This window comes from Xanthomonas sp. NCPPB 3174, assembly GCF_056725205.1.
In genome coordinates this window covers 4,532,374-4,556,547 of record NZ_CM161517.1, presented here as the reverse complement: position 1 = coordinate 4,556,547, position 24,174 = coordinate 4,532,374, and the positions used below count along the sequence as shown (strand labels likewise).

General features: G+C 71.7%; 23 protein-coding genes. 12 read left to right on the top strand and 11 right to left on the bottom strand.

Features of this window, described 5'->3' with window-relative positions; translation table 11 throughout:
• Positions 1–232 precede the first annotated feature (232 nt).
• The 3 genes from purD to purH are packed head-to-tail and all read right to left on the bottom strand — an operon-like array spanning position 233 to position 4,030.
• Positions 233–1,522 carry a phosphoribosylamine--glycine ligase gene (gene purD, locus AC1PK7_RS19595; protein ID WP_481099217.1) on the bottom strand — a complete coding sequence of 430 codons (1,290 nt, stop codon included), beginning with the start codon at positions 1,520–1,522 and terminating at the stop codon, positions 233–235.
• A 55-nt stretch (positions 1,523–1,577) separates the two neighbouring features.
• Positions 1,578–2,429, bottom strand: a complete 852-nt coding sequence (locus AC1PK7_RS19590; protein WP_420008156.1) for a hypothetical protein — start codon at positions 2,427–2,429, stop codon at positions 1,578–1,580.
• 17 nt (positions 2,430–2,446) lie between these two features.
• On the bottom strand, positions 2,447–4,030 hold the full coding sequence (gene purH, locus AC1PK7_RS19585) for a bifunctional phosphoribosylaminoimidazolecarboxamide formyltransferase/IMP cyclohydrolase (protein WP_481099216.1): 1,584 nt from the start codon (positions 4,028–4,030) through the stop codon (positions 2,447–2,449).
• A gap of 315 nt (positions 4,031–4,345) precedes the next feature.
• Here purH and AC1PK7_RS19580 point away from each other — a divergent pair, with 315 nt between their 5' ends.
• From AC1PK7_RS19580 to AC1PK7_RS19545, 8 genes are all read left to right on the top strand, one after another.
• Positions 4,346–4,960, top strand: a complete 615-nt coding sequence (locus AC1PK7_RS19580) for a CDP-alcohol phosphatidyltransferase family protein (RefSeq protein ID WP_481099215.1) — start codon at positions 4,346–4,348, stop codon at positions 4,958–4,960.
• Positions 4,961–5,026: 66 nt separating this feature from the next.
• Positions 5,027–6,781, top strand: coding sequence for a bifunctional alpha/beta hydrolase/class I SAM-dependent methyltransferase (locus tag AC1PK7_RS19575; protein ID WP_481099214.1), 1,755 nt, complete (start codon positions 5,027–5,029; stop codon positions 6,779–6,781).
• Entirely contained in the window at positions 6,778–8,115 is a 1,338-nt protein-coding gene (locus AC1PK7_RS19570; protein WP_481099213.1) for a phosphatase PAP2/dual specificity phosphatase family protein, read from the top strand. The genes AC1PK7_RS19575 and AC1PK7_RS19570 overlap by 4 nt, the downstream gene beginning before the upstream one ends.
• Positions 8,112–8,561 carry a hypothetical protein gene (locus AC1PK7_RS19565; RefSeq protein WP_481099212.1) on the top strand — a complete coding sequence of 150 codons (450 nt, stop codon included), beginning with the start codon at positions 8,112–8,114 and terminating at the stop codon, positions 8,559–8,561. The genes AC1PK7_RS19570 and AC1PK7_RS19565 overlap by 4 nt, the downstream gene beginning before the upstream one ends.
• The gene (locus AC1PK7_RS19560) at positions 8,558–10,027 is read left to right on the top strand and encodes a TIGR04222 domain-containing membrane protein (protein ID WP_481099211.1); all 1,470 of its coding nucleotides are present in this window, start codon (positions 8,558–8,560) and stop codon (positions 10,025–10,027) included. The genes AC1PK7_RS19565 and AC1PK7_RS19560 overlap by 4 nt, the downstream gene beginning before the upstream one ends.
• Complete coding sequence (locus AC1PK7_RS19555) at positions 10,027–10,680, top strand: CDP-alcohol phosphatidyltransferase family protein (protein WP_481099210.1); 654 nt, start codon at positions 10,027–10,029, stop codon at positions 10,678–10,680. The genes AC1PK7_RS19560 and AC1PK7_RS19555 overlap by 1 nt, the downstream gene beginning before the upstream one ends.
• Positions 10,677–11,309 carry a lysophospholipid acyltransferase family protein gene (locus AC1PK7_RS19550; RefSeq protein WP_420008148.1) on the top strand — a complete coding sequence of 211 codons (633 nt, stop codon included), beginning with the start codon at positions 10,677–10,679 and terminating at the stop codon, positions 11,307–11,309. The genes AC1PK7_RS19555 and AC1PK7_RS19550 overlap by 4 nt, the downstream gene beginning before the upstream one ends.
• On the top strand, positions 11,306–12,280 hold the full coding sequence (locus AC1PK7_RS19545; RefSeq protein ID WP_010343857.1) for a phosphatidate cytidylyltransferase: 975 nt from the start codon (positions 11,306–11,308) through the stop codon (positions 12,278–12,280). Before AC1PK7_RS19550 ends, AC1PK7_RS19545 begins: the two co-directional genes overlap by 4 nt.
• Positions 12,281–12,723: 443 nt before the next feature.
• Here the strand turns inward: AC1PK7_RS19545 and fis are convergent, their stop codons facing one another.
• The 4 genes from fis to prmA form a co-directional block, all read right to left on the bottom strand.
• Positions 12,724–12,996, bottom strand: coding sequence for a DNA-binding transcriptional regulator Fis (gene fis / locus AC1PK7_RS19540; protein ID WP_010343856.1), 273 nt, complete (start codon positions 12,994–12,996; stop codon positions 12,724–12,726).
• A 116-nt stretch (positions 12,997–13,112) separates the two neighbouring features.
• Complete coding sequence (locus AC1PK7_RS19535) at positions 13,113–13,586, bottom strand: DUF3426 domain-containing protein (protein ID WP_010343855.1); 474 nt, start codon at positions 13,584–13,586, stop codon at positions 13,113–13,115.
• Positions 13,587–14,191: 605 nt separating this feature from the next.
• Positions 14,192–14,569 carry a helix-turn-helix transcriptional regulator gene (locus AC1PK7_RS19530; protein ID WP_209229061.1) on the bottom strand — a complete coding sequence of 126 codons (378 nt, stop codon included), beginning with the start codon at positions 14,567–14,569 and terminating at the stop codon, positions 14,192–14,194.
• Between the two features lie 186 nt (positions 14,570–14,755).
• A complete protein-coding gene (prmA, locus tag AC1PK7_RS19525) occupies positions 14,756–15,676 on the bottom strand; it encodes a 50S ribosomal protein L11 methyltransferase (RefSeq protein WP_481099209.1) in 921 nt (306 codons plus the stop codon).
• Between the two features lie 304 nt (positions 15,677–15,980).
• Here prmA and AC1PK7_RS19520 point away from each other — a divergent pair, with 304 nt between their 5' ends.
• Positions 15,981–16,907 carry a hypothetical protein gene (locus AC1PK7_RS19520; RefSeq protein WP_481099208.1) on the top strand — a complete coding sequence of 309 codons (927 nt, stop codon included), beginning with the start codon at positions 15,981–15,983 and terminating at the stop codon, positions 16,905–16,907.
• Positions 16,904–17,257, top strand: coding sequence for a hypothetical protein (locus tag AC1PK7_RS19515; protein ID WP_010343851.1), 354 nt, complete (start codon positions 16,904–16,906; stop codon positions 17,255–17,257). Before AC1PK7_RS19520 ends, AC1PK7_RS19515 begins: the two co-directional genes overlap by 4 nt.
• A 199-nt stretch (positions 17,258–17,456) precedes the next feature.
• Here the strand turns inward: AC1PK7_RS19515 and accC are convergent, their stop codons facing one another.
• The 4 genes from accC to aroQ all read right to left on the bottom strand — a co-directional run bounded on the left by accC (position 17,457) and on the right by aroQ (position 20,284).
• Positions 17,457–18,821, bottom strand: a complete 1,365-nt coding sequence (gene accC / locus AC1PK7_RS19510) for an acetyl-CoA carboxylase biotin carboxylase subunit (RefSeq protein WP_010343850.1) — start codon at positions 18,819–18,821, stop codon at positions 17,457–17,459.
• A complete protein-coding gene (locus tag AC1PK7_RS19505; RefSeq protein WP_420008143.1) occupies positions 18,811–19,245 on the bottom strand; it encodes a four helix bundle protein in 435 nt (144 codons plus the stop codon). Before AC1PK7_RS19505 ends, accC begins: the two co-directional genes overlap by 11 nt.
• A 16-nt stretch (positions 19,246–19,261) precedes the next feature.
• A complete protein-coding gene (accB, locus tag AC1PK7_RS19500; protein WP_010343848.1) occupies positions 19,262–19,744 on the bottom strand; it encodes an acetyl-CoA carboxylase biotin carboxyl carrier protein in 483 nt (160 codons plus the stop codon).
• Between the two features lie 93 nt (positions 19,745–19,837).
• On the bottom strand, positions 19,838–20,284 hold the full coding sequence (gene aroQ, locus AC1PK7_RS19495) for a type II 3-dehydroquinate dehydratase (RefSeq protein WP_019801847.1): 447 nt from the start codon (positions 20,282–20,284) through the stop codon (positions 19,838–19,840).
• Between the two features lie 311 nt (positions 20,285–20,595).
• Here aroQ and AC1PK7_RS19490 point away from each other — a divergent pair, with 311 nt between their 5' ends.
• Together AC1PK7_RS19490 and AC1PK7_RS19485 are read left to right on the top strand one after the other, a co-directional pair.
• The gene (locus AC1PK7_RS19490) at positions 20,596–22,551 is read left to right on the top strand and encodes a glycoside hydrolase family 84 protein (protein WP_481099207.1); all 1,956 of its coding nucleotides are present in this window, start codon (positions 20,596–20,598) and stop codon (positions 22,549–22,551) included.
• A 183-nt stretch (positions 22,552–22,734) separates the two neighbouring features.
• On the top strand, positions 22,735–24,135 hold the full coding sequence (locus tag AC1PK7_RS19485; protein ID WP_481099206.1) for an FAD/NAD(P)-binding protein: 1,401 nt from the start codon (positions 22,735–22,737) through the stop codon (positions 24,133–24,135).
• The last annotated feature ends 39 nt before the right edge of the window (positions 24,136–24,174 follow it).

The window sequence follows — 24,174 nt, the reverse complement described above, 5'->3', positions numbered from 1 at the left end:
AGACGATCCAGGCTAGCGCAGGGGCGATGGAAAGGGCGTGGGCCCAATCGTAGGAGCGGCTTCAGCCGCGACTGGCGTTCCCGGTCATGCCCCTGTCGCGGCTGAAGCCGCTCCTACCGGGAGCGGGCTGGGCATCCTTGTGGGAGGGACTTCAGTCCCGACGAGCGAAGTTGTCAGCTGTGCTTTGGCTTCGCGCGTCGCGGCTGAAGCCGCTCCTGCACGTGGCGACGTACTACGCCCCCTGCTCGCGCGCGATCGCGCGCCAGCCGATGTCGTGGCGGTGGAATTCGCTGGCCCAGTGGATCTGCGCCACGCCGGCGTAGGCATGGCGCTGCGCTTCGGCCACGCTCTCGCCCAGCGCCGCCACGCACAGCACGCGGCCGCCGGCGCTGAGCACGCGGCCCTGCGCATCCAGCGTGGTGCCGGCATGGAACACCTTGGCGTTGGCCGGGACCGCGTCCAGGCCGGTGATCGGCTCGCCGGTGACCGGGGTCTCCGGATACGGCGCGGCAGCCAGCACCACGCCCAGCGACGGGCGCGGATCCCACTGCGCCTGCGTCGCGTGCAGGCGTTCGTCGAGCGCGGCGTCGAGCAGGTCGAGCAGGTCCGACTGCAGGCGCAACATCACCGGCTGCGTTTCCGGGTCGCCGAAACGCACGTTGAACTCGATCACCTTGGGCGCGCCGCTGGCGTCGATCATCAGCCCGGCGTACAGGAAACCGGTGAACGGCACGCCGTCGGCGCGCATGCCGCGCACGGTCGGTTCAACCACTTCGCGCATCACCCGCGCGTGCACCTCGGGCGTGACCACCGGCGCCGGCGAGTACGCGCCCATGCCGCCGGTGTTGGGGCCGGTGTCGCCGTCGCCGACGCGCTTGTGGTCCTGACTGGCCGCCATCGGCAGCGCGGTGTGGCCGTCGACCATGGAGATGAAGCTGGCTTCCTCGCCGTCGAGGAATTCCTCGATCACCACGCGCGCGCCGGCGTCGCCGAAGGCGTTGCCGGAGAGCATGTCGCGCACCGCGGCCTCGGCCTCCTCCAGCGACATCGCCACGATCACGCCCTTGCCGGCGGCCAGGCCGTCGGCCTTGATCACGATCGGCGCGCCCTTGTCGCGGACATAGGCCAGCGCGGCCTCGACCTCGGTATGCACGGCGTAGAACGCGGTGGGAATGCCGTGGCGCTGCAGGAAGTCCTTGGCGTAGGCCTTGCTGCCTTCCAACTGCGCGGCGGCGGCGCTGGGGCCGAAGATGCGCAGCCCGGCGGCGCGGAAGCGGTCGACCACGCCCAGCACCAGCGGCACTTCCGGCCCAACCACGGTCAGCGCGACGCCTTCGTCCTGGGCCAGCGCCAGCAGGCCGTCGAGGTCGTTCACCTTGACCGCCACGTTGCGGCACTTGGCCTCGCTGGCGGTACCGGCATTGCCGGGCGCCACCAGCACTTCGTCGACACGGGGGGACTGGGCCAGCTTCCAGGCCAGGGCGTGTTCGCGGCCGCCGGAGCCGATGACGAGCAGTTTCATCGCGGAATTCCAGATTGCAGGGGAAAGGGGAACGGCTGCACCGGGCGCGCGTGCCTCATGCACAGCCTTCGCGTTGCAGCGCTTCGGGGAAATGGTAGGTCCAGGTCTTCGTGTCCAGCACGAAGCGGTGTTCGCGCTGGACCTGACGCTGGCCACAATCCACGCCGGTCTCCTCGATCAGCAGCGGCCATACGCGGGCGGCGTGGTCGCGGTCGTCGAAGCGCAGGGCGAAGTCGAGGTCGAACTGACCGGCCTTGCAGTCCGCTGCCGCATCTGCGGCGTCGCAGTCGGCGGCGGCGCCGTTGTCGATGTGGCTGCGCAGGCTGCCGGCATCGACCAGGCCCTTGGGGCCGGGCAGGATCAGCGTCTGCGATTGCAGCGCATAGCCCTGGCCGAACCAACCGTCCTCGACACGGAACCCGTAGAAATCGCTGCCGGCGCGGACGATGCCGACCTCGCCCGGCTGGCCGTTGCTGCCATAAGTGCCGCCGGTGCGCTCGGCGGCGACGGCGAAGCCCTGGCCCTCGGGACGCAGCACGTAGAAGTCGATGGTGCCGGGTTCCGGGTGGCCGGCATCGCGCAGCGCGCCGCACACCGCCAGCAACTGTTGCCAGCCGTCGCCGATCACCACCGGCTGTTCGGCGCAGACACGCCAGTCCACCGCATGGCGCGCGCCATCCTGGGTCCACTGTCCCGGCCAGTGCCCGGCGAGCATGGCGGCGCTGCCGTAGCGTTGCTGCAGGAACGCCTGCAGCCGCGCGGTGCGGCTGACGTGGGCCGGCGCTGGGGCGCTGGCGGACGCAGGTGCCGCGCTGGGTGCGGGCGTCGCGGCCGGCTTGCAGCCGCCGAGCACGAGCACGCCGGCCATGGCCAGCGCGGCGTGCGGACGGGGCGCGACAGCGGACATGCGCAGCGCTCCGGGACTCAGTGCCGGAAGTGGCGCACGCCGGTGAACACCATGGCGATGCCGTGCTCGTCGGCCGCGGCGATGACCTCGGCGTCGCGCATCGAACCGCCGGGCTGGATCACCGCCTTGATGCCGGCCGCGGCGGCGGCGTCGATGCCGTCGCGGAACGGGAAGAACGCATCGGAGGCCATCACCGAGCCTTCCACCGCCAGGCCGGCGTCGGTGGCTTTGATCCCGGCGATGCGCGCCGAGTACACCCGGCTCATCTGCCCGGCGCCGACGCCGATGGTGCGGTGGTCCTTGGCGTAGACGATGGCGTTGGACTTTACGTACTTGGCCACCTTCCACGCGAACAGCAGGTCGTCGAACTGCGCCTCGGTCGGCGCCAGCCGGGTCACCACCTTCAACGCCTCGCGCGGCACCACGTGCGCGTCGCTGGTCTGCAGCAGGATGCCGGAGCCGACGCGCTTGCTGTCGATGCCGTAGGCGCCGTCGCCGGCGGGGATGCGCAGCACGCGCACGTTGGCCTTCTTCTTGGCGTATTCGAGCGCGGCATCGTCGTAGTCGGGGGCGATCAGCACCTCGACGAACTGGCGGTCCAGGATCGCCTGGGCGGTGGCCGCGTCCAGGCGCCGGTTGAAGGCGATGATGCCGCCGAAGGCGCTGGTCGGGTCGGTGGCGTAGGCCAGTTCGTAGGCATCGCCGCAGCCGGCGCCGACCGCCACGCCGCACGGGTTGGCGTGCTTGACGATGACGCAGGCCGGCGCGTCGAACTGGCGCACGCATTCCCAGGCCGCATCGCTGTCGGCGATGTTGTTGTAGGACAGCTCCTTGCCCTGCAGCTGGGTGAAGGTGGCCAGGGTGCCGGGCGTGGGGGAGAGGTCGCGGTAGAACGCGGCCTGCTGGTGCGGGTTCTCGCCGTAGCGCAGTTCCATCACCTTGACGAAGCTGGAATTCATCTGCGCCGGGAACGCGCTGCGCACCGGCACGGCGGCATCGCTGGCGGTGACCGCGGACAGGTAGTTGCTGATCGCCGCATCGTACTGGGCGACGCGGTTGAACGCGGCCACTGCCAGGGCGAAGCGCTTGGCCGCCGACAGCCGGCCATCGTTGGCCTCCAGCTCGGCCAGCAGCTCGGCGTACTGCGCCGGGTCGGTGGCCACGGCCACGCGGGCGAAGTTCTTGGCCGCCGAGCGCAGCATCGCCGGGCCGCCGATGTCGATGTTCTCCACCGCGTCGGCGAGCGTGCAGTCGGCATTGGCGGTGACCGCCTCGAACGGATACAGGTTGAGCACCAGCAGGTCGATCGCGGCGATGCCGTGTTCGGCCATCACCGCATCGTCGGTGCCGGCGCGGCCGAGCAGGCCGCCGTGCACCAGCGGGTGCAGGGTCTTGACCCGGCCGTCCATCATTTCCGGGAAGCCGGTCAGTTCGGACACGTCCTTCACCGCCAGCCCGGCCTCGCGCAGCGCCTTGGCGGTGCCGCCGGTGGACAGCAGCTCGACGTTGCGCGCGGCCAGCGCGCGGGCCAGGTTGATCAGGCCGGTCTTGTCGGAAACGGACAGCAACGCCCGGCGCACGGGCAGGAAATCGGAGGACATGGGGCAGGGCGGGGGCAGCGGAACGGGCCGCCATTGTAGGCGCTGGGGCCCGGCGACGCCCGGCCGGCGCGCGTGCCGGACGCGCGGATCGTGCCGAGGCGCCCCGGTCGGGACGATCGCGCCGAGGGCGAGCGCCCGTGCAGAGCAGCGTTCGGCGCCGCAGACGCTGCGCGGCACTCCGCCGCGCGACATGGTTGCCTGTGCCGCTGCGCGCGCCGCCTGCATTGGGCATGCTGGGTTGCGCGCCATCGCGCGCGCCGCCGCTGCGATGCATTAGGCTGTCGCCGCCCCGCTCTCGCCGTCAGGACCACGCGCGTGTCGATCTATGCCCTCAAAGGACGTTTCCAGGACCTGCTGCGGCCCGGCGTGCGGGTGCTGTACCGGCGCGGCGTCACCGCCAACCAGGTGACGGCGGCCGCGGCGCTGGTGTCGCTGCTGGTCGCCGCGGTGGTCTACGCACAAGGCGCGGCGCAGCCGCTGTGGTACGCGCTGCTGCCGCTGTGGATGCTGCTGCGGATGGCCTTGAACGCGGTGGACGGCATGCTGGCGCGCGAGTTCGGCCAGCAGTCGCGGCTGGGCGCTTACCTCAACGAACTGTGCGACGTGATCGCCGATGCGGCGCTGTACCTGAGCCTGCTGAGCGTGCCGGGCGTGATGGGCGGCTGGGTGTGGCTGATGGTGCTGACCGCGGCGCTGACCGAGTATGCCGGGGTGCTGGGGCTGATGGTCGGCGCCAGCCGCCGTTACGATGGGCCGATGGGCAAGAGCGATCGCGCCTTCGTCGTCGGGCTGATCGGCGTGCTGCTGGCCGGCACCTGGATCGGCGCGGCGACGGTCACGGCCATCGCCATGGCGGTGGCGCTGTTGTGCGCGGCGACCGTGCTGCGCCGGGTCGCGGCGGGATTGCGCGAGGCGGCTGCGCGCGCGTGAGCGGGGGCGCGGCCGATGCGGCCGCGGGACACAGTGGATTCACGGCAGACAGGACATCGGCAACGGATGCGGCAGGTCAACGAAAGCGAATTCGTCAGTTTCGACGGCACACGGCTGTTCTACCGGCATTGGCCGGCCACGACGCCAGCGGCACCGCCCAGGGCGATCGTGTTGCTGCATCGCGGCCACGAACATTCCGGGCGGGTCGCGCACCTGGCCGAGGAACTGGGCCTGGACGACTGCGCGGTGTTCGCCTGGGATGCGCGCGGCAACGGCCGCTCGCCCGGCGCGCGCGGCGATGCCCCCGGCTTCCCGGCGCTGGTGCGCGACCTGGACTGCTTCGTCGCGCATATCGGCGAGGTCCACGGCGTCGCCGTGCAGGACATCGTGGTGATCGCGCAGAGCGTGGGGGCGGTAGTCGCCAGCACCTGGGTGCACGACTACGCGCCGCCGCTGCGCGCGCTGGTGCTGGCCTCGCCGGCGTTCAAGGTCAAGCTGTACGTGCCGTTCGCGCGGCCCGGGCTGGCCCTGATGCAGACGCTGCGCGGCAACTTCTTCGTCAACAGCTACGTCAAGCCGCAGTGGCTGACCCACGATCCGGCGCGGGTCGAGAGCTACCGCACCGATCCGCTGATCACCCGGCCGATCTCGGTGCGCGTGCTGCTGGACTTGTACGCGGCGGCGGATCGCGTGGTCGGCGATGCGCAGGCGATCACCGTGCCGGTGCAACTGCTGGTGTCCGGCAGCGATTTCGTGGTGCACCGCGGCCCGCAGGACCGCTTCTACGAGCGCCTGTCTTCGCCGGTGAAGGAGCGCCACCTGCTGCCCGGTTTCTTCCACGACACCCTGGGCGAACGCGACCGCGCGCCGGCACTGGCGCAGATCCGCCGCTTCGTGCGCGAGCGCTTCGCCGAGGTGCCGGCGCTGCCCAGCCTGCGCCACGCGCACCGCCGCGGGCCGACCTTCGAGGAGGCCGAGCGTCTGGCCTGGCCGCCGCAGCGCCACAGCCTGCAGGACCTGCGCTGGCGCGGCGTGCGCGCCGGCCTGCGCGTGAGCGGGCGGCTCTCCGAAGGCATTGCCCTGGGTCTGCAGACCGGCTTCGATTCCGGCAGCACGCTGGATTACATCTACCGCGATCAGGCGGCCGGGCGCGGCCCGCTGGGGCGGATGATCGACCGCAATTACCTGGATGCGATCGGCTGGCGCGGCATCCGCGTGCGCCGCCAGCATCTGCACGAACTGCTGGGCCTGGCGATGCAGCGGCTGCGCGCCGCGGGCCTGCCGGTGCGCGCGCTGGACATCGCCGCCGGCCACGGCCGCTACGTGCTCGAAGCGCTGGCCGGCGGCAGCCAGCGCGCCGACGCGATCCTGTTGCGCGATTTCAGCCCGTTGAACGTGGAGCAGGGCCGCGCGCTGATCGCTACGCTCGGCGCCATCGATATCGCCCGCTTCGAACAGGGTGACGCCTTCGACCGCGACGCGTTAGCGGCGTTGCAGCCGCGGCCGACGCTGGCGGTGGTGTCGGGTCTGTACGAGCTGTTCCCGGACAACGACCAGGTGCTGCGCTCGCTGCAGGGCGTGGCCGCGGCGGTAGAGCCGGGCGGCTACCTGGCCTACACCGGCCAGCCCTGGCATCCGCAGCTGGAGTTCATCGCCCGCGCGCTGACCAGCCACCGCGGCGGTGCAGCCTGGGTGATGCGCCGGCGCACCCAGCAGGAGATGGACGAACTGGTGCGCACGGCCGGCTTCCGCAAGCTGGAGCAGCGCATCGACGAGTGGGGCATCTTCACCGTGTCGCTGGCGCAGCGGATCGCGCCATGAGCGCGGCGGCCGCGCGGCCGTGGCGGCGTGCGCTGGCCTGGCTGGCGCTGCTGGGGCCGTTCTTCTTCCTCAGCTACGGCCTGGCCAACACCCTGGCCGCGCGCCGTGCCGAGGTGCCGTCGTTGCCGTTCGCCTGGGAAAGCCACATCCCGTTCTGGCCGTGGACCATCGTGCCGTACTGGTCGATCGACCTGTTCTACGCGGCCTCGTTCTTCGTCTGCCGCACCCGTGCCGAACTGGACACGCATGCGCGGCGCCTGCTCACCGCGCAACTGCTGGCGGTGGGCTGCTTCCTGCTGTGGCCGCTGCGCTTCAGCTTCGAACGGCCGCCGACCGAAGGCGTGTTCGGCTGGCTGTTCGCGGTGCTGCTCGGCTTCGACAAGCCGTTCAACCAGGCGCCGTCGCTGCACATCGTGCTGCTGGTGGTGCTGTGGGTGCGCTATGCGCAGCACCTGCACGGGCTGGCGCGGTGGGCCCTGCACGGCTGGTTCGCGCTGATCGGGCTGTCGGTGCTGACTACCTACCAGCACCACTTCCTCGACGTGCCCACCGGCCTGGCCGCGGGCTGGTTGTGCGTGTGGCTGTGGCCGGAGCGCATCGCCGCGCCGTGGCGGGCCGCGGCGCCCGCGCGCGATCCGCGGCGCTGGCGCCTGGCCGCGCTGTACCTGCTCGGTAGCGCGGCCTGCGTGGCTGCCGCCCGCGCGCTCGGTGGCGCCGGCTGGTGGCTGCTGTGGCCGGCGCTGTCGCTGCTGCTGGTGGCGCTCAGTTACGCGCTGCTCGGCCCGCTGGGCCTGCAGAAGCGCGCCGACGGCCAGCTGAGCCTGGCCGCGCGCTGGCTGTACGCGCCGTACCTGGTCGCTGCGTGGCTCAATTCGCGCGCCTGGACCTGGCGCGATCCGGCGCCGCAGGAGATCGCCGACGGCGTCTGGCTCGGGCGCCTGCCCGGCCATGGCGAGCGCGCACGCTTCGCCGTAGTGGTCGACGTCAGCGCGGAACTGTCGTTGCGCGAGGCGCAGGCGCACGACCGCGTGGTGCCGATGCTGGACCTGGTGGCGCCGCCGGCCGCGGCCTTGCGCATGGCCGCCGACGCGATCGAAGCGGCGCGCGCGCACGGCCACGTCCTGGCCTGCTGCGCGCTGGGCTATTCGCGCAGCGCGGCGGCGGTGGCCACCTGGCTGCTGCGCAGTGGCCGCGCTGCCAGCGTGGACGAGGCGCTGGCGCTGTTGCGAGCGCACGCGCCACGGATCGTGCTGGGACCGGCGCAGCGTGCCGCCATCGCCGCCGCCTGCACCGCGCCACCGGCGCCGCTGCAGGCGCAGGAGCTGCCGGCATGAGCACGCCGCTGGAACTGCGCACGATGGCGGCGGTGCTGCGCCAGGCCGCGCCGCTGGATCGGCTGTCGCTGCTGCTGCTCGCGGTCAGCGTGCCGCTGGCGGCGTGGTATGCCGGCAGCGGTGCCGTCCTCGCCGTGTCCTGCTGCGGCGTCGCCGCGTTGGCCGGCTTGCTGCAGCGCTACTGGGCGGCGCGGGTCGGCCTGGACGTGGCGTTGCTTGAGGCAATGCTGGCCGAACCGGACCTGCAGCGCGCCGGCGCCGACCTGGACGCGGCCCTGCAGCGGCTGGGCCTGTTGCGCACGCCGCCGCCGCCGCGCGACTGGCTGGCGCGCTGGCAGGGCATGCGCCGCCTGCTGCGGCGGCAGCTGCTGTGCTTCGCCCTGCAGGGGTTGTCCCTGCTGTTGGCGCTGTGCACGGCGCCCGCGGGCTGGGGAGCGCTGCGATGACGCGAACGCCGACGCCGCTGCTGCCGGCCAACGTCGATCCCGATCACGCGGCGCTGTGGCAGCGCCTGCAGGCCGATGGCTTCGGCGAGGGCGACGCGGCGTTGCCGGCGTTCGAGCGTCGCGTCGCCGACGAGGCCGGCGTGTCGCTGGCGCTGGCCGCGCACTTGGTCGGGGAATATCGGCGCTTCTGCTTCCTGGCCTGCGTCGCCGGCGAGGAGATCACGCCGAGTCCGCTGGTCGACCAGGCCTGGCACGCGCATCTCACCGACACCCGCGAGTACTGGCAGCGGTTCTGTCCGCAGGTGCTGCGCCGCACCCTGCACCACCATCCCGGGCGCGGCGACCCGGCCGACGCTGCGCGCTTCCAGGCCCAGTACGCGGCCACCCTGGCGCAGTACCGGCACTACTTCGGCGAGCCGCCGGCGGCATGCTGGCCGGCGCCGGCCGGCACGCGGCCATCCGCGCCGGCACCGCGCCAGGCCGGCACGCGCCGCAGCGCGCCGGCGCGTGCCGGCATCGCCGTGTGGGGCTGGATGCTGGGCGTTGCCCTGCTGTTCGCGGTGCTCTGGCAACGCCACGGCCCGCTGTCGCCACTGCACTGGCCCGGACCGCCGTTCCTGTTGCTGTTCCTGGCCGGCATCGGCCTGGCCTGGAGCCTGGGCGCGCGCCTGCGCCTGGCCGTGCGCGGATTGCGCCGCGCCGCGCTCGACACGCCGCTCGACGCCACCGAACTGGCCTATCTGGCCGGTGGCAGCGAGCGCGTCGCCGACCAGCAGCTGGCTCTGCTGCTGGCGGCCGGCGCGGTGCGCCTGCAGGCGGAGCCGCACGTGCGCCGCCAGGCGCGGCTGCAGTCCACCACGGTCGCGGTACCGCCGGCGCTGCAGCGCGCGCTCGCGATCGTGCGCGCGCACCCGCAGCTGCAGCAGGCGCTGGCCGCGCTGCAGCGCGACGCCGCGCCGCTGCGCCGGGCACTGGTCGCCAAGGGGCTGTGGCTGGGCCACGGGCAGGCGCTGTGCGCCCGCCTGTTCGGCGCGGCGCCGTTGCTGGCGCTGTGGACCCTGGGCGTGATGAAGTTGCGGATCGGCCTGCAGTTACAGCGTCCGATCGGCTTCCTGGTGGCGGCGATGGTGGTGGTCAGCGTCGTTGCGCTTGGCTTCCTGCTCACGCCACCGCGGCGCAGCGTCGCCGGCGATGCCTTGCTGGCCGACCGCGAGGCGGCCTGGCGCGATGGCGTCGCCGCGCCCTCGCTGGCGCCCGGTTCGCACCTGGCGCTGCCGCTGGCCCTGGCTGGTACCAGCGTGCTGATGACCACGCCCTGGGCCGACTATCACGCCTTGCGTGCGCCCGCAGCCAACGGCCGCGGCGGCAGCTGTTCGACCAGCAACTGCGGTGGCGACGGTGGCAGCAGCGACGGCGGCAGCAGTTGCGGCGGCGGTGGCTGCGGCGGGTGTGGAGGCGGCGACTGATGGCTGGTTCGACCTGGCAGGCGCGGCGCGCTCAGTGGCGCGCGCGGCTGGCGCTGGCGTTGCGCGCGCGTGGGGCCACGCCCAATGGCGTGTCCTGGAGCGGACTGGCGTGCGCGGTGCTGGCGGCGCTGATGTTCGCGCTGGCCTGGCGCGAGCCGCCGGCTAATGCCGCCGCGCTGCTGGTGCTGGCGGCGCTGGCGCTGCAGGCGCGGCTGCTGTGCAACCGCCTGGACGGGCTGCTGGCGCAGCAGGCGCAGATGATCGGCCGTGCCGGGGCGGTGTACAACGAGGCGCCGGACCGGTTGTCGGACGTGGCGGTGTGCCTGGGCGTGGGCTATGGCCTGCAACCGGTGCTGGGCGTCGGCGCGGAACTGGGTTGGGCCGCCGCCCTGCTGTGCGTGGGCACCGCCTATGTGCGCATGCTCGGCCTGGCCTGCGCGGTGCGCGAACCGCTGCAGGGGCCGATGGCGCGCGCGCAACGCATGCATTGGTTGTCGCTGGCCGCGTTGCTGGCGGCGGCCGCGCTGCTGCTGCAACACGTGGTACTGGCCCGCACGATCCTTGCCGTGGCGCTGGCGTTGCTGATCGCCGCCGCCGCCCTGACCATCGTGATCCGCGTGCGCGCCATCGTGCGCGAACTGGAGTGGAAATGATCGAACGCCTGATCGCCCGCGGCTGCAGCGCCGCGATTCGTCTGCTCACCGGCGCACGTGCGCTGTGGCGCGGCTGCATGCCGTCCAGCGAACGCCGCGTGTACTACGGCAACCACGCCAGCCACGGCGATTTCGTGCTGATCTGGTCGTCGCTGCCGGCGCCGCTGCGGCGCGAGGTGCGGCCGGTAGCGGCGGCCGACTACTGGCAGCGCGACGCGCTACGCCGCTACCTGATCCACGCGGTGTTCAACGGCGTGCTGATCGAGCGCGATCCGCAGCAGCGCCAGCGCGATCCGATCGCCTGCCTGTGCGAGGCGGTCGACGCCGGCGGCTCGTTGATCCTGTTTCCGGAAGGTACGCGCAACACCGAGGACGGCCTGCTGCCGTTCAAGAGCGGGCTCTATCACCTGGCGCGGCAGCGTCCGGAACTGGAGTTCGTGCCGGTCTGGATCGACAACCTCAAGCGGGTGATGCCCAAGGGCATGTGGCTGCCGCTGCCGCTGCTGTGCACCACCACCTTCGGCGAACCGCTGCGGCTGGGCGCCGGCGAGGACAAGCAGGCCTTCCTCGATCGCGCGCGCGCGGCCTTGCTGGCCTTGGCGCCGGAGCAGGCGGAGGCGGCCCGATGAATCCGATCGCGCTGAGCGAACACCTGCAGCAATCCTCGCTGCGGCAACAGACGGTGTGGCTGTTCCTGGGCATCGCCACGGTGCTGGTGGTGGCCACGCTGATCGCCGAGACCCTGCGCTGGCGCGCACGCGGACGGCCCAGCGCGGTGCTGGACAACCTGGTGGCGCGGATCCGCGCGTGGTGGGTGATGGCCGGGGTGGTGGCGCTGGCGTTCGCCTTCGGCCGGCTGGGCGTGATCGTGCTGTTCGCGCTGGTGTCGCTGTTCGCGCTGCGCGAGTTCATCACCCTCACTCCGACCCGGCGCGGCGACTACTACGCGCTGCTGGCCGCGTTCTACGTGGTGCTGCCGTGGCAGTACTGGCTGGTGTGGAGCGACTGGTACGGCCTGTACACGCTGCTGATCCCGGTCTACGCGTTCCTGGTGCTGCCGATCCTGGCGACCATCGGCGGCGACACCACGCGCTACCTGGAACGTACCGCCAAGGTGCAGTGGGGGCTGATGATCTGCGTGTTCTGCATCTCGCACGTGCCGGCGCTGCTGAACCTGCGCATCCCCGGCTACGAGGACCGCAACCTGCTGCTGTTCGCGTTCCTGGTGATCGTGGTGCAGTCCTCCGACGTGCTGCAGTACGTGTGGGGCAAGCTGCTGGGCCGGCACCTGATCGCGCCGAAGCTGTCGCCGTCCAAGACCGTGGAAGGCTTCGTCGGCGGCATCCTCTCGGCCAGCCTGCTCGGTGCGGCACTGTGGTGGATCACCCCGTTCTCGCCGCTGCAAGCATTCGCGCTGGCGCTGGTGGCGAATTTGATGGGCTTCTTCGGCGGCCTGGTGATGTCGGCGATCAAGCGCGACCGCGGCATCAAGGACTGGGGCCACATGATCGAAGGCCATGGCGGCGTGCTCGACCGATTGGATTCGGTGTGCTTCGCGGCGCCGGTGTTCTTCCACCTGATCCGCTATGGATGGGTGTGAGGGGCGGGGAGTGGGGATTGGGGATTGGTTGGAGCGCCGCGCAGGGCGCGTGTGCGCGTATGCGGGCGTAGGAGCGGCTTCAGCCGCGACGCTTTACCGAGAGCGCATCGCGATTGATCGCGCAGGAGGACAGCATGGCTTCCGCACCCGCATCTTCAGACAATGTCGCGTGGGGGCTGAAGCCCCTCCCACAATGGCGAGGCGCGCGGTTCGGCGTTCGGTGGTTTCTTCGCTGCGGTAGCGCGTTTGCTATCGCCTGGGTGGGTTTCAGGGGTCGCGGCTGAAGCCGCTCCTACGAGGGCGATGTGCAGGCGCCACACGCTGCGTATCGGATTGCTTGACAGTCAAGTCATGCAGGACAGCACGCCCGATTCCCGATTCCCGGCCTTTCACCAGCCGCAGGCTGGTCATCCCGAATCCCCAATCCCGAATCCCCGCCTCACTCACGCCAGCCCGTATTCCTTGAGCTTCTTGCGCAAGGTCGCGCGGTGGATGCCCAGCAGCGCGGCGGCGCGGCTCTGATTGCCTTCGCAATGGTTGAGCACTTCCACGAACAACGGGATCTCCATCTCGCGCAGCACGATCTCGTACACGTCGTCGGCATCGCAGCCGTCGAGGTCGCGCAGGTAGCGGCGGACCGATTGCGCCACGTGTTCGCGCAGCGGCGGCTTCGGCGCGCCGCGACTGGAGTCAGGACGAGTGGTGGCGGCGTTCAAGTTCGACGGATCCCCGGATGACAGCGGCACCGGACGGCAGGAGGGCCGGCGCGGGGGGACGAGTCTAGCGCGTGGCCTGCGCCGCTGCCATGGCGCAGTGCCCGAACGCAGCGTTCTCAGTGGAAGTCGAAACTGAATGCCGCAGTCTCGGCCGCCGGTTCGCGCACCTGGAAGGCGATCTGCGCGCTCTGTCCCGGTGCCAGCGTGACGCTGTCCGGACGCGCGCGGCCCAGGTATTCCTGCGGGCGCAGCACACGGCTGCCGATGGTGCGGCCGTCGGCGTCGGCCAGCGATAGCTGCAGCAGCGGCCAGGCCTGCGCCCAGCGCGCGTCGTTGCGGAAGGTCGCCTGCACCTGCAGGGTGCCGGCATGGCCGGGCAGCGGCCGCACCTCGCGGCTGAGCATGGTGAAGGCGGCCGGCTCGCGCCAGGCCGGCACGCTGCAGCGCAGGACCTGGCAGACCCCGGCCACCCACGGCCGCCAGCGCGGGTCGGCGCCCAGGCGCTGGCGATCGGCGATGAGGATCTGCAGCGCCAGCAGCAGGCCCAGCCCGGCCAGCGCGATCCACTGCCAGGGCGCGGCGCGCAGCACCGGGCGCCGTGCGCCTGGCCCGTGCAGGAAGCTAGGCGCGGCAGCGGATGCCGGCGCGGTGGTGGCGGTCGCGACTGCCGCGGATGTGGCTGGCGCCGGTCCCGGTGTCGGGTCCGGCGCCGACACCGGCGCGTCCAGGTCATGCGTCTGACTGGGCGCGCGGGATGTGTCGGCCTCGCTCTCGGTCTCGACCGACGTTGCGTTCGCAAACGTTGGCGAGACGCTCGGCGCCGTGGGGTGCGCTGTGGTGTCGGTCGGCGGCACCGCGCCTGCCGACGCCGCCTCGTCCGCCGCTGCCGCAACCGGGGTCTCGTCCGGCGTGGCGGACGGATCGGGTTGGCGCAGCAAGGTGGCGAGGCTCGGGCGGGGCGGAGTGCGATCGGGCATGCGCGCGGACGACGACGGCGAGACCCTTATTCAAGCATGTTCAAGCACGCGCCGGCGGGATCTGCAGCGCGCTGGCGGCTGGGCTGCGGCCTTGCAGGCGTCAGACAGGCGCGCCGATCGGCGCCGCGCGAGCAGGGCGCAGCACCGGGACTCGGCCGAAAACCTGAATTCGATTCCCGATTCCCGATTCCCGGCGCGGGCAACCCGCCGCGGCGCGCTCAGCGCGACCTGCGGGTGTCGAGCAGGTCGAGCAGGCCGGCGCGCTGGCGCGGGCTCAGGCCTTCAAAGCGCTCCAGCAGGCGCAGTTGCTGGTCGGTGAACTGGTACTGGCTGGGCAGTTCGCCGATGGCGGCGGCATCGGCCGTCATCGGTTCGCCGAACACGCGCTCGCCGCGGCCGGTGGCCAGGTACTCGAAATGCAGCCCGCTGCGGCGGGCCAGGGCGATCAGGTGCTCCAGCGCCGGCGCCGTGCCTTCGGCCATTTCCCACTGCGCCACGGCGCTGCGGGTCACGCCCAGGTCCAGCGCCAGGGCCTCCTGGGTGAGGCCGGTGAGCTTGCGCGCTTCGCGCACCCGTTCGTACAGCTTGCTGTTCACACGCACCTCCGCAGGGGAGGCGAGATATAGCCGCGGCGGCCGCTGCGGTTGGTTCGTGGTGCTGTCCAGAGAGCAAATGTTAGCGATACTGTCTTTGCTTCACTGGGCCGGCCGGCCCGGGCGCGGACCATGCCTGGCGTGGCGAATGCCGCGCTTCGGCGCCGCTGGGCGCGTTCGCGCCCCGATTCAGTCGCGGCGCACGCCGTCGATGCGCATCCAGTCGCCGTCCTGCTCGGTGCGCAGCTGGGTGAACCACGGCGCATAACGCTGCAGCAGCTCCTGTTCCTGCCCGTGCAGGATGCCGGACAGGGCGATGCGCCCCCCCGGGGCCACGCGCGCGGCCAGGGTCGGCGCCAGCGCGTCCAGCGCCGAGGCCAGGATGTTGGCTACCACCACCGGATAGGTGGCCGTCGGTTCGTCGGCCGGCAGGTATACCGCCAGGCGCTCGCCCACGGCGTTGCGTTCGGCGTTGTCGTGGCTGGCCAGCAGCGCCTGCGGGTCGTTGTCAACGCCCACCGCGGCGGCGGCGCCCAGCTTCAGCGCGGCCAGCGCCAGGATCCCCGAGCCGCAGCCGAAATCCAGCACGCGCGCCTGCGCCAGCACGCCGTCGGCGGCCAGCGCGTCCAGCCAGCGCAGGCACAGTGCGGTGGTCGGGTGGGTGCCGGAGCCGAACGCCAGGCCCGGGTCCAGGCGCACCACCGCGGCGTCGGCGCCGCGGGCGTCCTCGGGCAGGTCGTGGTTCCACGGCACGATGAAGGTGCGCGCACCGAAGCGCATCGGCTGGAACTGGTCCAGCCAGGCCCGCTCCCAGTCCTGGTCGTCGACCTTGCGGAAGGTGACCTGGGCCCAGTCCAGCCCGGGGTCGAACGCCTCCAGCGCGGCCAGCAGCACCAGCGCGTCCTGTTCCTCGGGGAACAGCGCGCTCAGCACCAGCGTGCCCCACAGCGGGGTCTCGCCCACGCCCGGTTCCAGGATCGCGCGTTCGTTGCTGGTGTCGGCGTCCGCATCGAGTAGGGTCACCGCCAGCGCGCCGACATCCTCCAGCGCGGTCTCGTAGCGGGGCTGGGTGGCGTCGGTGCAGCGCAGGGTCAGTTCGAGGAACGGCATCGGTCGGTGGGGCAAGAAGGAGAAGCGCGCATCTTAGACGGGCGGCGGGCGTCCCGCTGGCGGCGGCCTGGCCGACGCGGCGGAGCAGGGCGTGCGTGCGGCGGGTCAGAACTGCGGCGTGGTGCCATGCCGGCATCGCACCCTGCCGTTCGTCGGTGTCGCCGGGCCGCGCATCCCTGCGCCGATGCCGCGGCCCACATTTGGCGCATGCCGCGGCCGTGGCCTGGGGTAGACTGCCGGCTCGCAGCGGCGGGGCGACAGGGGGTCCGGCTGCGTTTCTGCCCGTTGTCCGGCTCTTTCGCGCATGCCCGTCGTGTCCCGTCCAACCTGGCTGTTGCTGGCGCCCGCCGCGCTGTTGCTGGGCGTGGTCGCCTATCGCGCGCTGTCGCTGCCGGGTGCACCCGCGGCGCCCGCGCCGGCGAGCGCGGTGGCGGCCGACGCCTACCCCGCGTCCGCCACGCCGGCCACGGCGTCGCGCCAGGCGTCGACGCCTGCGCGCCTGCGTGAGGAGAACGAGGGCGAACACAGTGCCGACCTCTACCGCGCCGCGCAGCAGCTGTCGATCGCCGCCGCGCACGGCGACCCCGAGGCGTCCTGGCGGCTGAGCCGCATCTACGACTATTGCGCCGGCTATGCGATGGACCCGGTCGGCTACGGCGCCGACACCCGCGCGATCGCCGATGCGCGCCTGCCGACCTCGGACCAGATGGTGCAGGCGCGCGCCCGCGTCGGCCGCCGCTGCGCCGGTTTCGTGCCCGGCGACGGCCTGACCCGCCAGGCCATCGTCGCCCAGCGCGTGCAGGCCGCGCGTGGCGGCAACCTGGCTGCCGAAGCGGCGCTGCTGGCGCTGGGCCAGCCGCTGCATGCCGGCGCCGAGTACAAGCGCGACCTGGTCGCGCGGGTGCGCGCCTCCGGCGATCCCGATGCCTACGTGGCGCTGGCGCCGGCGATGGGCCTGGCCGCCAGCGGCGACGACAGCCTGGGCGGCAGCGTGGCCGGCACCCAGTTTTCCGAATTGGCCTGGCAGTTGGCCGCCTGCAGGCTGGGATTGGATTGCGGCCCGGACAGCGAGCTGATGACCCGCTATTGCGCCAACGGCGGGATCTGCTCGCGTGACCCCACCCAGGACTTCAGCAGTTTTGTTTACGACGCCGCGGTGCCGCGGCAAGGCACGGACACGATGAACGACATGGTCAATCGACTGGTGGACAGCACGGGAGCAGGCTCATGAATTATCGGCGATGGCTGCATGGCGCCAAGTTCTGGTTCTGGGTCCTGGCCTTCGTCGCCTACTCGGCGGCGGCGGCGGGCCTGCTACTGATCGACACCGCCGAGCAGCGCTACCGCGGCCTGTCCAAGGTCGAGCTGACCACCGCGCATTCCGCGCCGGACGTGCGCCGTGCCGGCGCCGCGCAGGTGGCGGCGATCTACCGCGCCAACAGCGGCATGCCGTTCTCCACCCTGGCCCCGGGCAGCACCTTCCAGATCGTCTGGCCGGACGGCTCCACCGAGACCGTGATGATCGTCAGCCCGACCTCGAGCCTGGGCGCGGAGCCGGTGGCGGGGACGCAGGCGAAGTAGCCGGGATTCGGGATTGGGGATGGGGGGATTCGCAAAAGCGGATCCAGATCCGAATCCTTCGGGTGCGGCTGGGCGCATCTGCGACCCTAGGCCCGGCAAGACCATGGGCCCATCGAAGCCGCAACCGTTGCGCTCGCCGGCATCGATCCGAAGCCGGCTTTAGCGAATCCCAAATCCCGAATCCCGAATCCCGCCGTTCCTACAACGCAATCGACTTGTTCTTGCGCTCGGCCAGGCGCTTTTCCAGGTAGTGGATGTTCTGGCCGCCGGCCTGGAAGCCCTTGTCGCGCATGATCCGCTGCTGCAGCGGGATGTTGGTCTTGATGCCGTCCACCACCATCTCGCTCAGCGCCACGCGCATGCGCGCGATCGCGGTCTCGCGGTCGGGGCCGTGCACGATCAGCTTGCCGATCATCGAGTCGTAGTTCGGCGGCACCTTGTAGCCGCTGTAGATGTGCGTGTCCACGCGCACGCCGGGGCCGCCGGGCGGATGGAAGCCGGTGATCAGGCCCGGGTTGGGCATGAAGGTTTCCGGATCCTCGGCGTTGATGCGGCACTCGATCGCATGGCCGCGCAGGACGATGTCCTTCTGCTTGATGCTGAGCTTGTGCCCGGCGGCGATGCGCAGCTGCTCGCAGACCAGGTCGATGCCGGTGATGCGCTCGGTGACCGGGTGCTCCACCTGGATGCGCGTGTTCATTTCGATGAAGTAGAAGCGCCCGTTCTCGAACAGGAACTCGAAGGTGCCGGCGCCGCGGTAGCCGATGCGGATGCAGGCGTCCACGCAGACCTTGCCGATCTCGTTGCGCAGTTCCTCGGTGATGCCCGGCGCCGGCGCTTCCTCCACCACCTTCTGGTGGCGGCGCTGCATCGAGCAGTCGCGCTCGCCCAGGTGGATGGCGCCGCCCTGGCCGTCGGCCAGCACCTGGATCTCCACGTGGCGCGGATTCTCCAGGAACTTCTCCATGTACACCTGGTCGTTGCTGAAGGCGGCCTTGGCTTCGGACTTGGTGGTCTCGATGGCGGCCTTCAGCGCGGCCTCCGAATGCACCACGCGCATGCCGCGGCCACCGCCGCCGCCGGCGGCCTTGATGATCACCGGGTAGCCGATCTCGCGGGCGATCTTGGTGTTGGCGACGATGTCCTCGCCCAGCGGGCCGCCGGAGCCAGGCACGCACGGCACGCCGGCGGCCTTCATCGCGCGGATCGCCTCGACCTTGTCGCCCATCAGGCGGATGGTGTCGGCCTTGGGCCCGATGAAGATGAAGCCGGACTGCTCCACGCGCTCGGCGAAGTCGGCGTTCTCCGACAGGAAGCCGTAGCCGGGGTGGATGGCCTGGGCGTCGGTCACCTCGGCCGCGGCGATCAGCGCCGGGATGTTGAGGTAGCTCTCCGACGAGGGCGCCGGGCCGATGCACACCGACTCGTCGGCCATGGCCACGTGCTTGAGGTTGCGGTCCACGGTGGAATGCACCGCGACCGTGCGGATGCCGAGCGTATGGCACGCGCGCAGGATGCGCAGCGCGATTTCGCCGCGATTGGCGATGACGACTTTATCGAGCATGGGATTCGGGATTCGGGATTGGGGATTCGTAGGGGGCAACGTCCTCCCGGATGGAGTGGGCGTTGTCCAGCGAACGAATCAGGGCGTTGAGTCGGGAAAAAACGCGATCGAGCAGCGCGGCCAGCGATGCGTCTGCGCCGCTGAAACCAAGCCTCACGGCGAGCTGGGTCTGGGTATCCAGTTCCGACAGCGAGCCACGGGCCATCGACAGGAAGCGCAGGTACTCCGCGGTGGATCTGCGGGCCGCCCCCTCGGCAATGTTGGAGGGAACACTGACGGCTGCTCGGCGCATCTGCGCGATGAGTCCGAAACGCTCGGAGTCGGGGAAGTGTTCGGTGATCCGGTAGATCGATTCGACCAGCGTCATCGCGTCGCGCCAGACGTCCAGGCGCTCGTGCGGCCGCTGTTGCGAATCCCGAATCACGAATCCCCAATCCCGGCTACTGAATCACAAACAACGGCTGGTCGAACTCCACCGGCTGGCCGCTTTCGCCAAGGATCGCGACGATGGTGCCGGAGACGTCGGCTTCGATCGGGTTGAACATCTTCATCGCTTCGATGATCGCCAGGGTCTCGCCGGCCTTGACCGCCTGGCCGACGCTGACGAAGGCCGGCTTGTCCGGGGCCGGCGAGGTGTAGAAGGTGCCGACCATCGGCGCGCGCAGCACGTGGCCCTCGGGCAGGGCGTTGCCGGGCTTGGCGCTGCCGCCGGTGGAGGCTTCGGTGGGCGAGCTCATCGGCATCGGCGCGGCGGCGGCCGGCGCGGCCGCGGGGGCGGCGGCCACGTACTGCGGCGCGCTGGCGGTCATGCCCTTGGGGGTGCGCGCCAGGCGCACGCTTTCCTCGCCTTCCTTGATCTCGATCTCGGCGAGATTCGATTCTTCCAGCAGGTCGATCAGTTTCTTGATTTTGCGGAGATCCATAACGGCCTCGTGAGGTGACTTTTGAAAAAGACCGGGCGCGCGGCCCGGGGACTCAGACAGGTAGGCGCGGTGCCGGTCGGGCCTGGGCGCGGTTCATGCGGCCGCTCCCAGCCGGGTCAGCGCCGCGTCCATCGCATAGCGGTAGCTGTCGGCGCCGAAGCCGCAGACCACGCCGACCGCGTGGTCGCTGAAATAGCTGTGGTGGCGGAACGGTTCGCGGCTGTGCGGGTTGGACAGGTGGATCTCGATGAACGGGATCGCCACCGCCGCCAGCGCGTCGCGCAGCGCCACCGAGGTATGGGTGAACGCGGCCGGGTTGATCAGGATGAAGGCGGTGCCGTCGCCGCGCGCGGCCTGCACCCGGTCCACCAGCACGTGCTCGGCGTTGGACTGCAGGCTCTCCAGCGCGTGACCGGCGGCGCTGGCCTGGGCCAGCAGCGCGGCATCGATCTGCGCCAGGGTGGCATGGCCGTACACGCCCGGCTCGCGGGTGCCGAGCAGGTTGAGGTTGGGGCCATGCAGCAGCAGCAGTCGCGCCATCGGGAACAAAGCAGCGGAAAGGGCGGCAGTCTGCGCGAAGCCGGCATTGCTGTCCAGTTCGGCGAAGTTGCGGGTGTTTTAAACAAATGTTTGATTTTTCGCCGGTCTGCGTCGCGTCAGCGCAGGCATGGCGGGCGGGCAACGGGCCGCGCCACTGCCTGCGGTTATGTCGCATCTTGCGCGGACCATGCAAGTGTCGCTGCAGCATGGGACGGCCACATTGCAGCGCCATCGCCGCCGCGCGTCGACGCGCCGGTGGAAGTGGTATATACCATTTCAAAATCACTGACATACCAGTCGAGGGTAGGCGCATGCGAACCGAGCGTATTGGCCGTTGCGGCCTTGGCCGCCACATCCTGGCGTTCGCGCTGCTGGCCGGGGCGACCGCGCCCGCGCTGACGGCGGCGCCGGCGACCCTGCCGGCGGTGTACCCGGCGCCGACCGCGCTGCGTCTGCTCGGGCCGGAACTGCCGCTGGGGCCGTCGGTGGTGCTGGTGCAGGCCGGCACGCCCGATCCAGCCACCGACGCACTGGTGCGCGCCGTGTTGCGCGAGGCCGGCGTTTCCCGCATCCGCCGCGCCAGCACGCTGCCGCACGACCCGCAGGCGGTGTCGGTGGTGCTCGGCACCGTCGACGCGGCGCCGGTGCGCGATGCGCTGGCCGCCGTCGACCTGGACGTGCCGGAACGCGCGGAAGGCTATGCGCTGGGCAGCATGGCCCGCGGCCGCGGCACGTTGATCGTGCTGGCCGGCCGCGACGGCGCCGGCCTGTACCACGCGGCGCAGACCTTCCGGCAACTGGTCGCGCACGGACGCGTCGCCTCGGTGGCGGTGACCGACGCGCCGGCGATGCCGGTCCGCGGCACGATCGAGGGTTTCTACGGCAAGCCCTGGAGCATGGCCGAGCGCGCCGCGCACCTGGCGTTCCTGGCGCGGTTCAAGGCCAACACCTACATCTACAGTCCCAAGGACGACGCCTTCGCGCGCGATCGCTGGCGCGCGCCGTACCCGGCGGCCACGCTGGCGGCGCTCGGCAAGCTGGCCGCGGTGGCCAATCGCGAGCACATCAACTTCGTCTACGCGCTCTCGCCGGGGCCGTCGATCTGCTACAGCGATGCGGCCGACCTGCAGGCGATCCGGCGCAAGTTCGCCGCGCTGCGCGCGCGCGGCGTGCGCAGCTTCTACATCGCCTTCGACGACATCGAATACACCAAGTGGAACTGCCCCGGCGACGCCGCCGCGTTCGGCGGGGCCGGCGAGCAGGCCGCGGCGACTGCGCAGGCGCAACTGCTCAACGCGGTGCAGGCGGACATCGCCGCGGCCGGCCACGGCGCGCTGATCATGGTGCCGACCGAGTACTACAACGTCACCGAATCGCCGTACAAGGCGACGCTGCGCAAGGCGCTGGATCCACGCGTGGTGGTGCAGTGGACCGGCACCGACGTGGTCCCGGCGTCGATCTCGGTGAGCGATGCGAAGAACGCGACCAAGGCGTTCGGGCGCAAGACCCTGCTGTGGGACAACTATCCGGTCAACGACTTCGCCGAGACCGCCGGGCGCCTGCTGCTGGCGCCGTACGACCGTCGCCAGGCCGGGCTGTCGACGGAGCTGAGCGGCATCGTGTCCAACCCGATGAACCAGGAAGTGGCCAGCCGGCCGGCGGTGGCCGGGCTGCTGGCCTTCGCCTGGAACGACCGCGGCTACGACGCGCCGCGCACCTGGCGCGCGGCCGCGCGCGATCTGGCCGGCGGCGATGCGCAGGTCGCCGACGCGCTGCTGACCTTCTTCGACACCCAGCACCTGGCGCCGACCTTCGGCCATCTGCCCTGGCAGCCGCAGGCGCCGCGGCTCAAGGCGTTGATCGATGCGACACGCGATGCGCTGGCCGACGGCGATCCGGCCGCCCGCACCGCGGCGTTGACCGCGCTGGGACGCGCGGCCGACGACCTGGCCGCGGCACCGCAGCGCATCCGTGCCGGCACCACTACCGGCGCGTTCGTGGCCGAGGCGGCGCCATGGCTGGATGCGACCGCGCTGTGGGGCCGCGCGCTGCGCCTGAGCGTGGACGGGTTGAACCAGGCGCTGGCGGGCGATCCGGCGGCCGAACAGGCCTTCGCCGCGGCCGGGAAACTCGCCGCCCAGGCGGCGGCGATTCCTTCCATTCCCGGTGCGACCCGCTTCGGCGGCCCGGTCAAGGTCGCCGACGGCGTGCTGGATACCTTCATCGCCGATGCGCCCGGCCTGGTGGAACGCCCGCCGGCACGCTAGCGAAACCGCGAGCCGCGGCGGATCGGCGCGGTCCGCGCGCCGGTGTCCCGGCTCGCTCATGGGCATCGCCCATGTGCTGATGCCCGATCGCCATGCCGCGCAGCGCACGCATTAACCGGCGATTTACACCCGCGCGCCGGATCCGGGGCACAAAGGACGCCCCGAGCGGCCAAGGTGCGTGCCATGCGAATCGCGATCATCGGCGCAGGATTCTGCGGCAACGTGCTGGCCGCGGCGCTGGCACGCCAGGGCACCGCCAGCCGCATCACCCTGGTCGGCATGGCCGACACCTTCGGCCGCGGCGTCGCCTACGGCGCGGCGCGGCCGGAGCACCTGCTGAACGTGCGCGCCAAGGACCTGGGCGTGGATCCGCAGGATCCCGGCGGCTTCGCCGCGGCGCTGCACCTGGATGCGGCGCAGGGCATGGCGTTCCTGCCACGGCTGCAGTACGGCCAGTACCTGGAGCAGCACCTGGCGGCCGCCCTGGCCGACTCGGCCACCGAGGTGGTGCCGCTGGCGCAGGAGGCGGTGGCGCTGGAGCGCGATCCGCACGGCTTCCGCGTGTTCCTGGCCAACGGCGAGGATTTCGTCAGCGACGTGGTGGTGCTGGCGATCGGCGCACTGCCGCCGGCGGCGCTGCCGGGCGTGGGCCCGCGCCTGGCGGTGCACCGGCGCTACATCGGCTGGCCGTGGCAGGACGGCGTGCTCGACACGGTGCCGCCGCAGGCGCGGCTGCTGCTGGTCGGCACCGGCCTGACCATGGCCGACGTGGCCCTGACCCTGCGCCGGCGCGGCCACCGCGGCGCGATCACCGCCCTGTCGCGGCGCGGCCTGGCGCCGCAGGCGCATCTGCCGCAGCCTGGCGCGCCGGTGAGCCTGCCGCCCAGCGTGGTGCAGGCGCTGCGTGGCCACGACCTGCGTGGCCTGGTGCGCAGCCTGCGGCAACTGACCACGGTGGTGGAGGACTGGCGCTGCGTGGTGGATGCGCTGCGTCCGCACCTGCAGCCGTTCTGGAGCGGCCTGGCGCCGGCGGCGCGCGCGCGTTTCCTGCGCCACCTGCGGCCGTACTGGGAGGTGGCGCGGCACCGCCTGGCGCCGGCCGCGGCCACCGCGCTGGCGCAGATGCAGCAGCAGGGGCAGCTGCGGATCCGCGCCGGGCGCCTGCTGCGCGCGCGCCTGGGCGAGGACGCCGTGGAGGCGGTGATCCGCGACCGCGCCGACCGCGGCGCGCGTACCGAACAGTTCGACGTGCTGATCCGCGCCACCGGGCTGGATACCGACGTCGCCCGCACCAGCCATCCGCTGGTTGCGGCGCTGCGCGAGGCCGGCCTGCTGCAGGCTGATCCGCTGGGCCTGGGGGTGGTGGTCGATCCGCGGCTGCGGGTACGCGACGCCGGCGGCCAGCCGGTCGCCGGTCTGTACTGCCTGGGGCCGCTGCTGCGCGGCGGCCTGTGGGAAATTACTGCGGTGCCGGAACTGCGCACCGCCGCGCAGCGCCTGGCCGAGGAGCTGGCGACGCTGGCGCAGGTGCGGACCGCCGATGGTGGCGCCAGTGGCGATCCGCCGCAGCGGCTGGCGTTCTAGTGCCGGATCCGCATGCGTGCGCTGTCCGCACTGCCGCGC

What these genes read in the sequence shown, in the direction of transcription:
- accB (WP_010343848.1), bottom strand. Translation starts at nt 19,744, where the DNA reads ATGGATCTCCGCAAAATCAAGAAACTGATCGACCTGCTGGAAGAATCG.
- AC1PK7_RS19590 (WP_420008156.1), bottom strand. Translation starts at nt 2,429, where the DNA reads ATGTCCGCTGTCGCGCCCCGTCCGCACGCCGCGCTGGCCATGGCCGGC.
- AC1PK7_RS19550 (WP_420008148.1), top strand. Translation starts at nt 10,677, where the DNA reads ATGATCGAACGCCTGATCGCCCGCGGCTGCAGCGCCGCGATTCGTCTG.
- prmA (WP_481099209.1), bottom strand. Translation starts at nt 15,676, where the DNA reads ATGCCGTTCCTCGAACTGACCCTGCGCTGCACCGACGCCACCCAGCCC.
- AC1PK7_RS19575 (WP_481099214.1), top strand. Translation starts at nt 5,027, where the DNA reads ATGCGGCAGGTCAACGAAAGCGAATTCGTCAGTTTCGACGGCACACGG.
- AC1PK7_RS19565 (WP_481099212.1), top strand. Translation starts at nt 8,112, where the DNA reads ATGAGCACGCCGCTGGAACTGCGCACGATGGCGGCGGTGCTGCGCCAG.
- AC1PK7_RS19570 (WP_481099213.1), top strand. Translation starts at nt 6,778, where the DNA reads ATGAGCGCGGCGGCCGCGCGGCCGTGGCGGCGTGCGCTGGCCTGGCTG.
- accC (WP_010343850.1), bottom strand. Translation starts at nt 18,821, where the DNA reads ATGCTCGATAAAGTCGTCATCGCCAATCGCGGCGAAATCGCGCTGCGC.
- AC1PK7_RS19515 (WP_010343851.1), top strand. Translation starts at nt 16,904, where the DNA reads ATGAATTATCGGCGATGGCTGCATGGCGCCAAGTTCTGGTTCTGGGTC.
- purD (WP_481099217.1), bottom strand. Translation starts at nt 1,522, where the DNA reads ATGAAACTGCTCGTCATCGGCTCCGGCGGCCGCGAACACGCCCTGGCC.
- AC1PK7_RS19490 (WP_481099207.1), top strand. Translation starts at nt 20,596, where the DNA reads ATGCGAACCGAGCGTATTGGCCGTTGCGGCCTTGGCCGCCACATCCTG.
- AC1PK7_RS19485 (WP_481099206.1), top strand. Translation starts at nt 22,735, where the DNA reads ATGCGAATCGCGATCATCGGCGCAGGATTCTGCGGCAACGTGCTGGCC.
- AC1PK7_RS19555 (WP_481099210.1), top strand. Translation starts at nt 10,027, where the DNA reads ATGGCTGGTTCGACCTGGCAGGCGCGGCGCGCTCAGTGGCGCGCGCGG.
- AC1PK7_RS19520 (WP_481099208.1), top strand. Translation starts at nt 15,981, where the DNA reads ATGCCCGTCGTGTCCCGTCCAACCTGGCTGTTGCTGGCGCCCGCCGCG.
- purH (WP_481099216.1), bottom strand. Translation starts at nt 4,030, where the DNA reads ATGTCCTCCGATTTCCTGCCCGTGCGCCGGGCGTTGCTGTCCGTTTCC.
- AC1PK7_RS19545 (WP_010343857.1), top strand. Translation starts at nt 11,306, where the DNA reads ATGAATCCGATCGCGCTGAGCGAACACCTGCAGCAATCCTCGCTGCGG.
- aroQ (WP_019801847.1), bottom strand. Translation starts at nt 20,284, where the DNA reads ATGGCGCGACTGCTGCTGCTGCATGGCCCCAACCTCAACCTGCTCGGC.
- AC1PK7_RS19560 (WP_481099211.1), top strand. Translation starts at nt 8,558, where the DNA reads ATGACGCGAACGCCGACGCCGCTGCTGCCGGCCAACGTCGATCCCGAT.